Origin of the sequence: Stenotrophomonas sp. CCNWLW57 (genome assembly GCF_037203925.1) — a bacterium.
Classification (GTDB): Bacteria; Pseudomonadota; Gammaproteobacteria; order Xanthomonadales; family Xanthomonadaceae; genus Stenotrophomonas; species Stenotrophomonas rhizophila_A.
On record NZ_JBBCBJ010000003.1, the window covers coordinates 163,566 to 176,783 of the forward strand.

Genomic DNA, 13,218 nt, shown 5'->3' on the forward strand with positions numbered 1-13,218 from the left:
TCGGGTAGCGCACGCACGCTTCATGGCATCACTGGAGCCGTTCCTGGCTGCCGAACCGTTTGTCATCCCTGTCCCTAACTGCAACAGATCTGGCTGACCCAGTTCCGCGTAGCTGCATCAGCTTGAACGCATTGCCGCGCCTCTCCTCCGGTTCAACGCCCGTTGGGCCGGTTCCTACTTCAACATATCCAACAATTCCTTGTCTTCATGAGGATGCTCCCACGTGGAGAGCCAGCAGAAGCTAACGCCACTCCGCATGGCCGCCGCCTGGAACGCAGCGAGCTCTTCCTTCGTGATCGGGTACTCGACCGGATCAAAGTGGAGAAGCGCCCACGGCCTGACGAATGAGAAGCCGGTCTTGAGCTCCGAGAAGATTGCTTTTAGCTCAGCCCGGACGGCGGAGAAGTCCTTGGTCGGACCCGCTCGATTACCAAGGGCGGAGCGCTGGCGATGAATAGCTCTGTCTCCACCGACGGCGCGGGCAGTGAAGTGGTCTTGGTGCACCTGGACATAGAACAACTGACGGCGAAACATCCTCCCCCCTTACCAACTCCGGATTCAAGCCGAGCCGCAAAGCTCATCTGCTGCGAGCCTAGTTCAGTGCCGGTTTCCCCACAACTGGCCCCGCCAACAGGCCCGCCTGATCCCCTGCCCCGCTCGGCTCAGGCCTCACCCCCGCCACACACAGGCACCATCAGCCGCCCATACGGCCGGGTCAAGCTCGCTGCTGATCACCAACAACTGAATCGATGTCTTCCATCGTGGCCCATGCTTCGGCAGGACTCACAATGTACCTGTGCTGCAACGCGCAGCAACGCGGTTCGTCGCGCTGGGCGGCGGTTCCTTTCGTTGCCTTGGCTGTGGGGCCAGATCTGGACTACTTCGCTGTCTGGTTTTTCGACTACGCGGCAGCTCCTCGGTTCAGTCACAGCCTTCTCGTGGCGGTAGGTGCCACGCTTTTGGTCAAACTCACCCTGTCGCGGTTTGTCACCGTGAACCTCAAGCTCAGATGGTTGCTGGCCGCCGGCATGTCCCACCCGCTGCTCGACCTGCTGGTGGGTGCTCACGCTGTTCCGCTGTTCTGGCCTCTCGATGGTGGAGTCAGCATCCCGGCCGGCGTTCTTCCAAGTGCAGGGTCGCTGGCGTTCGACAACTTCTATCTCTGGCGGAACCTGCTGATCGAGATGGGCGTTCTTGGTCCAGTATTCACGCTCTTGGTCGCTGTGTCCGGCCGCCGCAGGTTCCCGGAGCTTGCCGGGTGGACGCTTCTTATGCTCGCGATCTGGGCCTCTTTTCTAATCTGGTCGATCAGGCTGGGGAGGTAGGCCGGTCAGCTCGGACAGCCGGACGAGCCCAGCCGTGCAAGCGCCAGCGTTTCGAATATTGCGAATTGCGAATATTGCGAATAGAATGGGCGCCCCAGCCGCACCCATTGGCTGTGCTCGCGACGGAGAAGACCATGACCCGACAAGTAACCCTTCCCCGCACCCAAGATATCGAAGCGGCCACGACCGCTCAGCGTGAGCTGGCTGCTTATCTGGCCACCGGATTCGAGACCAAACTGGTCCAACTGGTCGACTCTCAGGGCCGGCTCCACCCGATCCAACTGCCAATGGCGGCCCTGCAGCTGCTCAGCGAAATCCTATCGGAACTGGCGGATGGCAACGCCGTGAAAATCGTGCCCGTACATGCGGAGCTGACTACCCAGGAAGCGGCTGATCTTCTTAATGTATCGCGCCCCTATCTGGTCAAGTTGCTGGAGACCGGCAAGCTTGCCTTCCACAAGACAGGCAAGCACCGCCGTATTCGCTTCGACGACCTGATGACGTATAAGCAGGCGCGCGATGAGGCAAGTCAGTCGGCCTTGGACAACCTGGCCGCCGAAGCCCAGGAACTGCGAATGGGTTACGAGTGAACAGCTCTACATTCACGGCGGTATTTGACGCATGCGTTCTATACCCAGCGAACGTCCGCGACCTGCTGATGCGGCTGGCCTGCACCCGCTGCTTTCGCGCACGCTGGAGCGGGGACATCCATGACGAATGGATACGCAACCTTTTGGCGAATCGCCCCGACCTCACGCGGGAACGGCTCGACCGTACAGCACAGCAAATGAATGATGCCGTTGAAGACTGTCTGGTGGCCGACTACGCGCCATTGATTGACGGCATTGAGGGTCTGCCTGATCCAGGTGACCGGCACGTTGTAGCGGCGGCCATTCGCTGCGGCGCCAGCGTCATCGTCACCTACAACCTCAAGGACTTTCCCGCAGCAGCGTTGGAACGCTGGGGGCTCGAAGTACAACACCCGGACGAGTTTGTGGAGAACGTATTCGATCTGCACCAAGCCCAGGTATTAGGCGCGGTGCGGAACATGCGCCTCGCGCTCAAGAGCCCGCCCTTGACTATAGAAGAGCTCTTCAACGTATTGCTTAAGGCAGAACTCGCTCAGACGGTGAAGTGCCTTGAGGGCTACAAGGCGATGCTCTAGTGATGGTGGTTACAGCTTACGCAGGCCTGACTGTCATATCTTGCAGACTCCAATCTCCTGTGGCCAGGCTACCGGTCTGACTCCATTACTTACCTAGCACACGCTTGAATACTCAATCTGCCAATCAATGGTGGAAAGTCGCCACTGGAGGGGAACTGTGAACATAGTGACCGTCGAAGATGCGCTAGACCAGTTCCGCGCTCTTGCCGGAGCGAGGAAGTTTGACGTTTCGGACGAGCCTTCGTCGATGACCTCGACGGGCTCCGCTACCACGGTAAGAGTTGGAAATGCGAAATTACAGCTTACTTGTGGCGGCGCGGACGGAGTATTGCTCCTGCAGATAAGTCACGGCCCTACTGATGGTCCGCCGTCAGGCTGGCTTGAGCTATTCCGCTCAAGGTGCACGAGCGGCTCATTTCGAGATGCTGACCTGGCCGTCGCCGAAGTCAGCTTCCTTTCCTCCGTCGAATACGGACTAGAGCTCATGCTCCCTCGGGGAGCCACTGAGAGCACATAGCTGCTCGCGCAAGCTACTGCTGGCGACCAATCCTCAATGAGCAAAGCAGTCAGGCGTCATCAGGCCAAGCTCGTCTCCACCCGATGTCCGACTCCGGCAAGAGGCGGACACCCAACGACTCGCGCTGCTGGAACTTCACTGCATATCGAGTGTGATGTGGCCGCGCCCCAGCTTTCGATATGCAACAACAGTTGCACTGGCTGCGGCCGGCGCATCCACGGAAAGCACGATTACGCCCGGCTTTGTCTCCACGTACAGCCGAGTGCCAGGCTCGATGCCTAATGCGTGAATCCACAGCCCGCGTAGCTTCAGGCAGGGAATGGGTGGACAGCCGGGAAACGTAACAAGGCCGTCGTGGTGCAGCGCGTTGGTCATGACGCTCCTGGGCTTACGCCACCAGAGCTTTTGGCTGGCGACTGCGCTAGAGGATGCGTCGGTGGAATGGCTGGACATGGTGGAACCTCCGTTGGGAAGCTTCCCTCGCCGGGATGGCGAGGGAGTCGGGAGGTTAAGAACCGCGTGGACCGGCGCAACGTATTTCCGCGAAGGTGTTTTATTTCGTCACCCTCCCGACATAGCACGTCTTGATTGCATCGTTCCACGGGAGTTCTTACGCTCCGAGCCACAACCATGTCGCGGACGTAAGCATAGCGGAAGTTGTTTTGATCTTTCGATTGGCCGCGTTTGATCGGCGCCATCTATGCGTGGCGTGGAACGGGCCGTTGGCACGCAATTCCGTGCGCTGTCGCGTGTTTTTCTTGGCACCCGGTCACGAGTGAGGCGTTCGCCGCGCTAGAAGTGTTCGACTCGGCGAATCCGAACGCGTGACGCATTCGGCGCACGGTGCGCGATCAAGCGCGCGTCAGCGCAATCCAACGGTAGCCCACGTAGACGCCAACCGCGAGGAGCGGCCCAAAGCTCATCCACAGCGGCAGCTTGAGCACGAAGACCATAATGCTGCCGGCAGCCAGGGCCAGGATCGACAAGCCGATCACCCAGGCATTGAACACAGCCGTATCCGCTGCATCCTCACTCCACGAGTTCGCCCCCCGGCCATTCGCGGCGCGCTGCCGGCGAAGCACCCAGATGTCGGTCACGAAATCGACAATGCCTTCCAACAGGTCACCGATGAAGCCAGACATGGTCAATCCTTGGATGCAGGCTGAATACGCCGATCTTCAAGGCTGCCCCACTGGCCCGTCAAGTGCCCCACCGGGGCAGGCGTACACCCACCTGCCCCGGGCCTCCCCCGCCGTTGTGTCAGGGGCTGTCGCGGCGGATGCCCAGCGCGACGGCTTCGGTATAGGAAATCTTGAGCAGGTCGCCGCGCTTTACGCTGGGGAGCTTGGCCCGCAGGTCCTCGCGCTCCACCGCAATGATCTGGGTGTTGCCGCGCGGCCCTCGCAGCGCAATGGTGTTGGCCACCGGGTCCACGGCCGCCACCTCGGTGACGATCTCGATGGTGTTCGAACGCGCCCCGCCTGGCGTGGCGCCGCGGATCGGCACGGTACCGGCCTGAGACTGGGTCACGCCGACCGGCGCGCTGCCTGCCGGCTGCAGGTCCAGGGCGACGGCGGCCTGGTAATCCAGGGTGACCTTGTCGCCCACCTTCAGCTGGTTGAAGTTGCGCACGTCGGCGCCGGCGATGAAGTCCAGGCTGCCTCCGTCGGCACCGGTGACCGTCACCGCGCGGGTGCGGGTATCGATGGCGGTGATCTGCCCCTGCAACGTCACCCCGGCAGATGCCGCTGTCATGGGGCCCGGCAACGCCCGGGGCGCAGGCGCTGAAGGTTCAGCAGGCGGCGGAGTGCTTTGGCACCCGCTGGTGGCGAGCGCTGCAACGATGAGCGTGACGGAAGACGAACGTGCCAGGAAGCGCATGTGACTCTCCAGAACAGGGCGGGCGGCGGATGCAGTGCTATTGCATCAGCTGCCCTACCCCTGCGCCCCCGTACAACTACTGTGCCCTGCCCAGAAAACATACCGTTTCCGGGCCTTGGGCTCAGCTCCTGCGCATCAGGATCATCTTTTCCTGCGACATGTCCCGCATGGTGTACGGAATGCCGCCGGTGCCATAGCCCGATTCCCGGCGACCGGCAAACGGCATCCAGTCGGTGCGGAACGCGGTAGGGTCGTTGATCATCACGGCCGAGGCATCCAGGCGGTTGGCCGCGCGCATGGCCACGTCGATATCCTGGGCGAAGATGCTGGCCTGGAACGCGGTGGGCAGCGAGTTGGCGCGTGCGATGGCCTCGTCCAGCGCGCTGTAGCGATACACCGCCACCACCGGCCCGAAGATCTCCTGCGTAGTGACTCTCGCGTCATCGGCGGGATTGAGCAGCACGGTGGGCTGCAACGTCGTTTCGGAAAGGCGCTTGCCACCGGTGGCGAGCGTGGCCCCATCCTTTACCGCCTCGTCGATCCATTCGGCCACACGGTCGGCTTCGCGCGGCTGGATCAGCGGGCCTACTTCGGTGTCCTTCAGGGTGGGGTCGCCGGTGCGCAGCTTCTCCACACGTGCGATGAGGGCTTCGGTGAAGTCTTCGGCAATGTCGTTGTGCACGAAGATGCGCTGGGTGGACACGCACACCTGGCCGGCGTGGTAGTAGCCGCCCTTGACGATGGGCTCGATGATCCTGGCCAGGTCCGCGCTGCGGTCCACGATGGCCGGTGCTACGCCGCCATGTTCCAGCGCCGAGCGTGCACCATGGGCCAGCTTGGAGTGCAGCGACCAGCCCACCCGCGCCGAGCCGATGAAGCTGAGGAAGGCCACGCGCTTGTCGGTGGCCAGCGCTTCGGCCAGTTCGTTGCCTTCCGGAATGAAGCTCTGGCACCACGGCTCGGGCAGGCCGGCCTCGTGGACCATCGCCACGAACTCCAGGCAGGACAGTGGCGTGGTCGAGGCCGGCTTGATGATGACCGGGCACCCCACCGCGATGGCAGGGGCAACCTGGTGGACGATGAGGTTCAGCGGGTGGTTGAACGCCGAGATGGCGGCGACGATGCCGAGCGGTTCTTTGGTCGTGAACGCCCAGCGGTTCTCCGCCGCTGCCGACAGGCCCATCGGGATTTCGCGGCCGGCGAAGTTGCGTAGTTCATCGGCGGCGTTGTGCACGCCATCGATGGCGCGGTTGGTTTCGACAATGGCATCGGGCAGCGGCTTGCCGCCTTCGCGCGCGATCTGCATGGCCAGGTGGTCACGCTTGGCTTCCATCAGGGCCGCCAGCCTGCGCAGGATGGCAATGCGCTGATGCGGCTTGAGCCAGCCATCGCGGTCCTTGAACACGCGTTCGGCATTGCCGAGCTTGCGCTCCAGCGCGGCGGCGTCATCGAACGGAACGTCCTGGATGGGGGCGCGGTCGAAGGCTTGTACTACGGTCAACATGTGGGGTTCCTTGTATTCAGTGGTCAACGGTGGCGGTTACGCACAGCCCACATCGGGGGTGCGGTTGCGCAGCTCGTCGACCAGTACGCGGGTGTTTTCGGAGTAGTCGATCGGCACGTCCAGCAGGTGCACGCCACCGCCGGCAAAGGCGGCTTCGATCGTGGGCACGAGCTCTTCCACGGACGTGACCCGACTGCCCTTGGCGCCGTAGGCTTCTGCGTAGCGCACGAAATCCGGGTTGCCAAAGCGCATGCCGAAATCTTCAAAACCATCCACCGCCTGCTTCCAGCGGATCATGCCGTAGGCGCTGTCATTGAGGATGATCACCACCAGGTTCAGGCCCAGCCGCACGGCGGTTTCCATCTCCTGCGAGTTCATCATGAAGCCGCCATCGCCGCACACGGCCAGCACGCGCCGGTTGGGGTACAGCATCGAGGCCATCATTGCCGACGGCAGGCCCGCGCCCATGGTCGCCAGGGCGTTATCCAGCAGCAAGGTGTTGGCCACGTGGGTGCGGTAATTGCGGGCGAACCAGATCTTGTACATGCCGTTGTCGAGACAGACGATGCCGTCTTCCGGCATGGCTTCACGCACGTCGTGCACCAACCGCTGCGGGGTGACCGGGAAGCGGTCCTCCTCGGCACGGTCGTTGAGGCGCGACAGGATCTTCTGGCGCAGGTCGACCATGCCCTGGTCTTCGGACACCTTGCCTTCCAGCCGCTCGGCGAGGCCATCCACGGTGGCGCCGATGTCTCCGATCACCTCGATATCCGGGTGGTAGACCTGTTCGACCGTGGCGGACTGGAAGCCGACATGGATGACCTTGGGCCCGCCCTTGCCCTTCATCAGGAACGGGGGCTTCTCAACGGTGTCGTGGCCGATGGCGATGATCAGGTCGGCGCGCGCCACGGCCTCGTGGACGTAGTCGCCTTCGGAAAGCGCGGCGGTACCCATATACAGGTTGGAGCCGCCGGTCACCGCGCCCTTGCCCATCTGGGTGTTGAAGAACGGCAGCCGGGTGCGCGCCACGAACGTGGAGAGCGATTCAGTCAGCCACGGGCGACTGCAGGCCGCGCCGATCATCACCAGCGGCCGCTTGGCGGCCAGGATCGCTTCCGCGGCCCGGTCGAGCGCGGCGGCGTGGGCGATGGGGCGCTCCAGCGGGTGGACCGGAATGACTGGAACGTCTTCCACTTCCTCGCCGGCGATATCCTCCGGCAGCTCCAGATGGACCGGTCCGGGCCGCTCTTCCATGGCCACGCGGAAGGCATCCCGCACGGTAGCCGGGATCGCCGCTGCGCTGACGATCTGTCGCGTCATTTTCGTGAGCGGCTTCATCGAGGCCACGATATCCACGATCTGGAACCGGGCCTGCTTGGCGCTCATCACCGCCTTCTGGCCGGTGATCAGGATCATCGGCCAGGCGCCCAGGTGGGCATAGGCCGCGCCCGTGGAGAAGTTCAGGGCGCCGGGGCCGAGGGTGGCCAGGCAGACGCCCGGCCTGCCGGTGAGGCGGCCGTGGGTGGCGGCCATGAAGGCGGCCGCCTGTTCGTGCCGGGTGAGGACCAGCTCGATGCTGGAGTTGCGAAGGGATTCCAGGAAGTCGAGGTTTTCCTCGCCCGGAACGCCGAAGATGCGGTCCACGCCTTCGTTTTCGAGTGCGGCGACCAGCAGGTCTGAGCCCTTGGGCATTGCGTCGATCCTTGCGGTGATGAACTCCGGAGAGTTCGGTGCCATGGGGAAACGTAGTGTGGATCGACTATACGCCCGCGGCCGTGTACGGCCGTCTGAATGACAGCCTCAGCTAGCAGGACGGTGCGGTCCATGGCCGGGGGGTTGTTCTGGCGCAAGCTGCCGGGGGGCGGTCAGCCAGCCGTAGTTTTACTGGGTCTCGCTACGCATTGACACGCATGCAATAGCAATCGGTTGATCGGAAAATCCGCTCTGTCGGCCGCGTGGCTCTCGCCATCCTTCTGGAGCATGACAATGAAATCCTCCTCCCTACGCCTCGCCCTGCTGCGCGCGGCGGGCATCTTGACGCTGGCCATCCCCTGCCTCGCGTTCGCACAGGCACCGGCTGGCGCGCCGACCACGGTAGCGGCGGCCGAAACGGAACGCCCACGCGCCTCGAACAAGTGGCGGATCGCGTTTGACGAGCGGGCCAAGTCCGATGGCACGATCCGCTTCCGGGTCTGGCCAAAAGATGCACCACCGCTGCAGGTGGACGTGGCGGTGCTGGATGGCCAATCGGAAAACCACATCGCCAAGTCGGCGCGTGATGCGCTGGGCGTCGCGCTGGGCAAAGGCTTCCATGTGGAGACCGACGATGGGGAGGATGTGCTCGTGAAGGCCCGGCATGGCACCGGCGACTTCGGGCTGCAGCTGATCTCGAACACGGCACGCGACGTGGACATCAAGCTTCGCCGCGAGTGAGCGGCCAAGCGCGGACGTCGGTTTCAGGATAGACACCCGCCAGCGCATGCAACACATTGCCTGCGCCATTCCTGGCGAGACAGGTGGAGGTCCCATGGCTGCCAAGTTTCTGTTGACCCGCTCCGGCCCCCAGTTCCTTTTCGTGCTCAAGGCAGGCAATGGCGAGCCCATCCTGCACAGCGAACGCTACACCACCAAGCAGAGCGCGCAGAACGGCATTGAATCGGTGCGGAAAAATTCGCCGGCCGACAGTCGCTACGAGCGCAAGAACGCCAGCAACGGCGAACCGATGTTCAACCTCAAGGCAGGAAATGGTGAGGTGATCGGCACCAGCGAGCGCTACTCGACCGCGACCGCACGCGATGGCGGGATTGAATCGGTGAAGGCGAATGCCCCTGCGGCGCCTGTGGACGATCAGACCTGACCCTCCACAGGCGGTGATCCCGTCAGCCTCCCGGCTGCTTGCCGAGCAGGTACTTCAGCCCGTGCGTCAACCCGCGCGGGGCCACGCTCAGGTGGTCCTCGTCGTTGAGCACATCGAGCTTCAGGCGCAGTGACGGGTAGTTGTGCGCGCGCAGCGCGGCCTGCATGTTCTTCGCATCGGCCACCATGTCCGCGTCGTTGCCGAAGGCCGGCGTTTCGCGCTCGCCGACATACATGTACACCGATGCCTTCAGATCGTTGTGGCTGCCTGCGTAGTCCTTCTCGAACCGCGACATGACATTGCGGTCGTACCAGAACGATGGGCTGCCCATGATATAGCCCGCAAACATGCCCGGGTCGGTAAACAGGATCTGGCTGCCCAGCAACGCGCCGTAGGAATGGCCCAGCAGCAGGCGCCGGCTTTCGTCGGTGCGGTAGCGGCTGGCGACGAACGGCAGTGCCTGCTCCCGCAGGTAGGTGATGTAAGGAGCGCCCCCCCCATGCACCGCGTTGGTCGGTGCGCTGCTGGGGCCGTTGGGTGTCGGGGTGTAATCGCGGCGGCGGCTGGGCATGCCTTCGTCACCCACCGAATAGGACAGGCCCACCAGGATGAACTCTTCCAGCTTGGGGCCTTCCACGTTCAATCGCCGGCCGATCTGCCGCGCCAACGGAAACGCGTAGTCGGCATCGGTGACATAGAGGACCGGGTATCTGCGCTCCGGGCTGTCGGCATAGGACGCCGGCAGCGCAACGAACACCTGGTACGTCCGCCCGGAAACCGGGTCGGGAACATTCCAGACTTCGCTTCCCACCACTTCATAAGGCGCGCCTTCGCCACGCTGGCCGCCCAGGGCCGAAGCCTTGGCCGGTATCGGTGGCGCCGCCAACGGCGCTTCGGCGAGCGACTTGGAGTCCGGGGCCTCAGGCGTCTTGGCACACCCGGTGAGAATCAGTGCAAGCAGCACGCCTGTAACCAGTTTGTTCAACGCTCTCTCCATGATGTTGCAGACAAAATCGTCCAGAACGCCAATCCGCGATGCTGGGTCTGCGTGGCGCTCACGCCAACGAGTGTATTGAATGGCCATTGGTACACACAACAAGGGTCTTCCCATGTCGAACCCCTCTTCCGCGCAGGGTCCCGCTGCTGCCGCCCGCGCCTTCGATGCCATCATCATCGGCACCGGCCAGGCGGGGCCATCACTGGCCGGGCGGCTGGACGCGGCCGGTATGCGCGTGGCCATCATCGAGCGTCACCTGGTGGGCGGCACCTGCGTCAACACTGGCTGCAAGCCGACCAAGACGCTGGTGGCCAGCGCCTATGCCGCACAGATGGCGCGGCGTGGTGCTGAGTACGGCTTCAGCGCCGGCCCGGTCAGCGTGGATATGACCGTGGTCGAGGCCCGTGCCCGCAAAGTGATCATGGATTCGCGCAAGGGCAATGAAGACTGGCTTGCCGGGATGGCCAACGTGGAGCTGATCCGTGGCCACGCCCGCTTCGATGGGCCCGGCGCCATCGTGGTCAACGGCGAGCGTCTCACCGCGCCGCGGATCTTCATCAACGTGGGCGGGCGTGCAGCGGTGCCGGAGATGCCCGGCCTGCAGAACGTACCCTACCTGACCAACAGCAGCATCGTGGCGCTGGATGCCCTGCCCGCCCATCTGGTGGTGGTGGGCGGCAGCTACATCGGGCTGGAGTTCGCACAGATGTACCGGCGCTTCGGCGCGCAGGTGACGATCATCGAGCGGGGTGAGCGCTTGATCGCGCGTGAGGACGCCGATGTATCGGAGGCGGTACGCGGCATCCTGGAGGATGAGGGCATCGAGGTGCATACCGGCGCGGACAGGATCGCGTTCGAGCGCATGGACGATGACATCGCCGTTTCCTTCCAGGCCGGCGGCAAGGACGCGCGCGTGGTCGGCAGCCACGTCCTGATGGCGATCGGGCGCCGCCCCAATACGGACGACCTGGGCCTGGACACCGCCGGCATTGAGCGGGACGAACGTGGGTACATTACGGTGGATGACCACCTGCAGACCTCAGCCCCCGGTGTGTGGGCGCTGGGTGACTGCAATGGCCGTGGGGCGTTCACCCATACCGCCTATAACGACTTCGAGATCGTCGCCGCCAACCTGCTGGATGGCGAGGACCGCCGGGTCAGCAGCCGGGTGCGCGGCTACGCGCTGTACATCGACCCGCCGCTGGGCCGTGCGGGCATGTCCGAGGCCGAGGCGATGAAGTCCGGCCGCCCCCTGCTGTTCTCCAGGCGGCCCATGACCCGCGTCGGCCGTGCGGTGGAAAAAGGGGAGTCCAAGGGCTTCATGAAGGTGGTGGCCGATGCCGAAACCCGGCGGATCCTGGGTGCGGCGATCCTTGGCACTGGCGGCGATGAGGCCATCCACGGCATCCTCGACATGATCAGTGCCGACCGGCCGCTGGATGAGCTGCGCTGGGCGGTGCCGATCCACCCCACGGTTTCCGAATTGATTCCCACGCTGCTGGTCGATCTTGCGCCGGCACCTGACCGAGGATGATCTGGATGCGTACTGCTGCGACCGTCTCGCTGTGCCTGGGGTTGTGCACCGCCCTGCTCCTTCCGCCGAGCTGGGCCAAGGCCCCGGTAACGCCGGAAACCCACAGCGAAACGGGCACGCTGCAGGGGGCCCCCTGGCGCATCGACGTGCCGGCCCACTGGAACGGCGAACTGGTGATGTACGCCCATGGCTTCGAGCCGGTCGGAACGCCGCGCCCGGACCCCTGGCCGGGCAACCCGTGGAGCGAGGCGCTGGTCAAGGCCGGCTACGCGGTGGCGCAGAGTGGGTACGCCGACCAGGGCTGGGCCGTGCGCGGGGCCATCGATGACCTTGAGCGGCTGCGCGCGCAGTTCGTGGCCCGCCATCCAGACACGAAACGCAGCTGGATCCTGGGCTTTTCGATGGGGGGCGCGGTGGCGATCGGTACGTTGGAGCGGATGCCGGAGCACTACAGCGGTGGCATCTCGATGTGCGGCGCCAACCTGCCCGGCGATGTGCTGGCCGCCGAAGTGCTCACCTCGCTGGTGGCGTTCGAGTACTTCTTCCCTGGCGCCAACGGCCTGCCCGAGGGTGGGTTGAGCTCGCCTGCCGCTGCGACGTTGCCGCAGGGAGAGATGGTCGACGCGATCACCGCTGCCGTGCAGTCCCGCCCGGAGGCAGCTGCAGTACTGGCAAAACGCCTGGAACTGAAGGTGGATGAGCTGGCTGGCACCCTCAGCCTGCATGCCCTGGTGTTCCAGCAGCTGGTGAAGATCAGCGGCGGCATTCCGGTCAGCAACAAGGACACGGTGTATGCCGGCTTTGGCGATGACAAGGCGTTCAACGCCGGCGTCCGGCGCATTGCCGCAGATCCCGAGGCGAAGGCCAAGCTTGACCGCGACCTGCGCCTGACCGGCGCGCTGCGCCGGCCGCTGCTGCTGCAGTACAACCTCAACGACCCTTCCGTGACGCCCCGCTTCGAGCCGGTCTACCCGGCACTTGCCGCCAAGGCTAGCGCGACGCCCCAGCCGAGGACGCTACCGCCCATCGGCGAAGGACATTGCGCGTTTACGCCGGAACAGATTGTGGAAGCGGTGTCGATTCAAAGCCCCTCGTTGCCTGCGCGCCCCACTGGCGAAGCGCGGCGCCCCTGAGCGATTGCTGGCCGCAACCCGAGGGGCAGCGCAGCACGCGTGCGGCCGAGGTGCTGACAAAGCCCTCGCCTTCCTGCGCCTTGAACACCACCTCGCACGACAGGCAACGCGCCACCATCGAGTACAGGTGCACGATGCGCCCGCTGCACGGGTCCTGCAGCGCGTTCACATCCAGCAGTTCGAACTGGCAGCTGTCCGGCAGCGGGCGGCGCGGAAGCGGGAGGGGCATGGAGGTCTGCAGGTTCACGCTATGGGCGCCGTCGGGGGAATGGCAGCCACTGTAGGCAGCGCGGTGTGGAGCGCGC

Annotated in this window: 15 protein-coding genes; 7 read left to right on the forward strand and 8 right to left on the reverse strand. The window is 64.3% G+C overall.

The window, feature by feature from the left end:
* Nucleotides 1-174: 174 nt before the first annotated feature.
* The gene (locus V9K91_RS08625) at nt 175-534 is read right to left on the reverse strand and encodes a hypothetical protein (RefSeq protein WP_095364084.1); all 360 of its coding nucleotides are present in this window, start codon (nt 532-534) and stop codon (nt 175-177) included.
* A gap of 215 nt (nt 535-749) precedes the next feature.
* On the opposite strand from V9K91_RS08625, the gene V9K91_RS08630 reads away from it, so the two are divergent.
* From V9K91_RS08630 to V9K91_RS08640, 3 genes are all read left to right on the forward strand, one after another.
* Nucleotides 750-1,325 (forward strand): metal-dependent hydrolase, encoded by a 576-nt coding sequence (locus V9K91_RS08630; RefSeq protein WP_095364083.1) that lies wholly within the window; start codon nt 750-752, stop codon nt 1,323-1,325.
* 134 nt (nt 1,326-1,459) lie between these two features.
* A complete protein-coding gene (locus V9K91_RS08635; RefSeq protein WP_336443043.1) occupies nt 1,460-1,915 on the forward strand; it encodes a helix-turn-helix domain-containing protein in 456 nt (151 codons plus the stop codon).
* Nucleotides 1,912-2,490, forward strand: coding sequence for a PIN domain-containing protein (locus V9K91_RS08640; RefSeq protein WP_093536471.1), 579 nt, complete (start codon nt 1,912-1,914; stop codon nt 2,488-2,490). Before V9K91_RS08635 ends, V9K91_RS08640 begins: the two co-directional genes overlap by 4 nt.
* A 652-nt stretch (nt 2,491-3,142) precedes the next feature.
* Here the strand turns inward: V9K91_RS08640 and V9K91_RS08645 are convergent.
* The 5 genes from V9K91_RS08645 to V9K91_RS08665 form a co-directional block, all read right to left on the reverse strand.
* Nucleotides 3,143-3,382, reverse strand: coding sequence for a hypothetical protein (locus tag V9K91_RS08645; RefSeq protein ID WP_141236271.1), 240 nt, complete (start codon nt 3,380-3,382; stop codon nt 3,143-3,145).
* A gap of 476 nt (nt 3,383-3,858) precedes the next feature.
* Complete coding sequence (locus V9K91_RS08650; protein WP_095364082.1) at nt 3,859-4,149, reverse strand: hypothetical protein; 291 nt, start codon at nt 4,147-4,149, stop codon at nt 3,859-3,861.
* Between the two features lie 118 nt (nt 4,150-4,267).
* Nucleotides 4,268-4,762 carry a hypothetical protein gene (locus tag V9K91_RS08655; protein ID WP_141236270.1) on the reverse strand — a complete coding sequence of 165 codons (495 nt, stop codon included), beginning with the start codon at nt 4,760-4,762 and terminating at the stop codon, nt 4,268-4,270.
* A gap of 247 nt (nt 4,763-5,009) precedes the next feature.
* Complete coding sequence (locus V9K91_RS08660) at nt 5,010-6,392, reverse strand: aldehyde dehydrogenase family protein (RefSeq protein WP_095364080.1); 1,383 nt, start codon at nt 6,390-6,392, stop codon at nt 5,010-5,012.
* A gap of 36 nt (nt 6,393-6,428) precedes the next feature.
* A complete protein-coding gene (locus V9K91_RS08665; protein WP_095364079.1) occupies nt 6,429-8,084 on the reverse strand; it encodes an acetolactate synthase large subunit in 1,656 nt (551 codons plus the stop codon).
* Between the two features lie 294 nt (nt 8,085-8,378).
* Between V9K91_RS08665 and V9K91_RS08670 the strand changes: the two genes are divergently transcribed.
* Together V9K91_RS08670 and V9K91_RS08675 are read left to right on the forward strand one after the other, a co-directional pair.
* A complete protein-coding gene (locus V9K91_RS08670; protein WP_095364078.1) occupies nt 8,379-8,825 on the forward strand; it encodes a hypothetical protein in 447 nt (148 codons plus the stop codon).
* 94 nt (nt 8,826-8,919) lie between these two features.
* Entirely contained in the window at nt 8,920-9,249 is a 330-nt protein-coding gene (locus V9K91_RS08675; protein ID WP_095364077.1) for a YegP family protein, read from the forward strand.
* 22 nt (nt 9,250-9,271) lie between these two features.
* Here the strand turns inward: V9K91_RS08675 and V9K91_RS08680 are convergent, their stop codons facing one another.
* The gene (locus V9K91_RS08680; protein ID WP_336443044.1) at nt 9,272-10,246 is read right to left on the reverse strand and encodes an alpha/beta hydrolase-fold protein; all 975 of its coding nucleotides are present in this window, start codon (nt 10,244-10,246) and stop codon (nt 9,272-9,274) included.
* Nucleotides 10,247-10,358: 112 nt separating this feature from the next.
* Between V9K91_RS08680 and V9K91_RS08685 the strand changes: the two genes are divergently transcribed.
* Nucleotides 10,359-11,780 (forward strand): FAD-containing oxidoreductase, encoded by a 1,422-nt coding sequence (locus tag V9K91_RS08685; protein WP_336443045.1) that lies wholly within the window; start codon nt 10,359-10,361, stop codon nt 11,778-11,780.
* Nucleotides 11,781-11,785: 5 nt separating this feature from the next.
* Nucleotides 11,786-12,913, forward strand: coding sequence for a hypothetical protein (locus V9K91_RS08690; protein ID WP_336443046.1), 1,128 nt, complete (start codon nt 11,786-11,788; stop codon nt 12,911-12,913).
* On the opposite strand, the gene V9K91_RS08695 is transcribed toward V9K91_RS08690, so the two are convergent.
* The gene (locus V9K91_RS08695; RefSeq protein ID WP_336443047.1) at nt 12,828-13,160 is read right to left on the reverse strand and encodes a hypothetical protein; all 333 of its coding nucleotides are present in this window, start codon (nt 13,158-13,160) and stop codon (nt 12,828-12,830) included. The genes V9K91_RS08690 and V9K91_RS08695 overlap by 86 nt on opposite strands.
* Between the last annotated feature and the right edge of the window lie 58 nt (nt 13,161-13,218).

Coding starts and splice junctions, on each gene's coding strand:
- V9K91_RS08690 (WP_336443046.1), top strand. CDS start 11,786: ATGCGTACTGCTGCGACCGTCTCGCTGTGCCTGGGGTTGTGCACCGCC.
- V9K91_RS08630 (WP_095364083.1), top strand. CDS start 750: ATGTCTTCCATCGTGGCCCATGCTTCGGCAGGACTCACAATGTACCTG.
- V9K91_RS08660 (WP_095364080.1), bottom strand. CDS start 6,392: ATGTTGACCGTAGTACAAGCCTTCGACCGCGCCCCCATCCAGGACGTT.
- V9K91_RS08670 (WP_095364078.1), top strand. CDS start 8,379: ATGAAATCCTCCTCCCTACGCCTCGCCCTGCTGCGCGCGGCGGGCATC.
- V9K91_RS08650 (WP_095364082.1), bottom strand. CDS start 4,149: ATGTCTGGCTTCATCGGTGACCTGTTGGAAGGCATTGTCGATTTCGTG.
- V9K91_RS08675 (WP_095364077.1), top strand. CDS start 8,920: ATGGCTGCCAAGTTTCTGTTGACCCGCTCCGGCCCCCAGTTCCTTTTC.
- V9K91_RS08625 (WP_095364084.1), bottom strand. CDS start 534: ATGTTTCGCCGTCAGTTGTTCTATGTCCAGGTGCACCAAGACCACTTC.
- V9K91_RS08685 (WP_336443045.1), top strand. CDS start 10,359: ATGTCGAACCCCTCTTCCGCGCAGGGTCCCGCTGCTGCCGCCCGCGCC.
- V9K91_RS08645 (WP_141236271.1), bottom strand. CDS start 3,382: ATGACCAACGCGCTGCACCACGACGGCCTTGTTACGTTTCCCGGCTGT.
- V9K91_RS08680 (WP_336443044.1), bottom strand. CDS start 10,246: ATGGAGAGAGCGTTGAACAAACTGGTTACAGGCGTGCTGCTTGCACTG.
- V9K91_RS08665 (WP_095364079.1), bottom strand. CDS start 8,084: ATGCCCAAGGGCTCAGACCTGCTGGTCGCCGCACTCGAAAACGAAGGC.
- V9K91_RS08635 (WP_336443043.1), top strand. CDS start 1,460: ATGACCCGACAAGTAACCCTTCCCCGCACCCAAGATATCGAAGCGGCC.
- V9K91_RS08655 (WP_141236270.1), bottom strand. CDS start 4,762: ATGACAGCGGCATCTGCCGGGGTGACGTTGCAGGGGCAGATCACCGCC.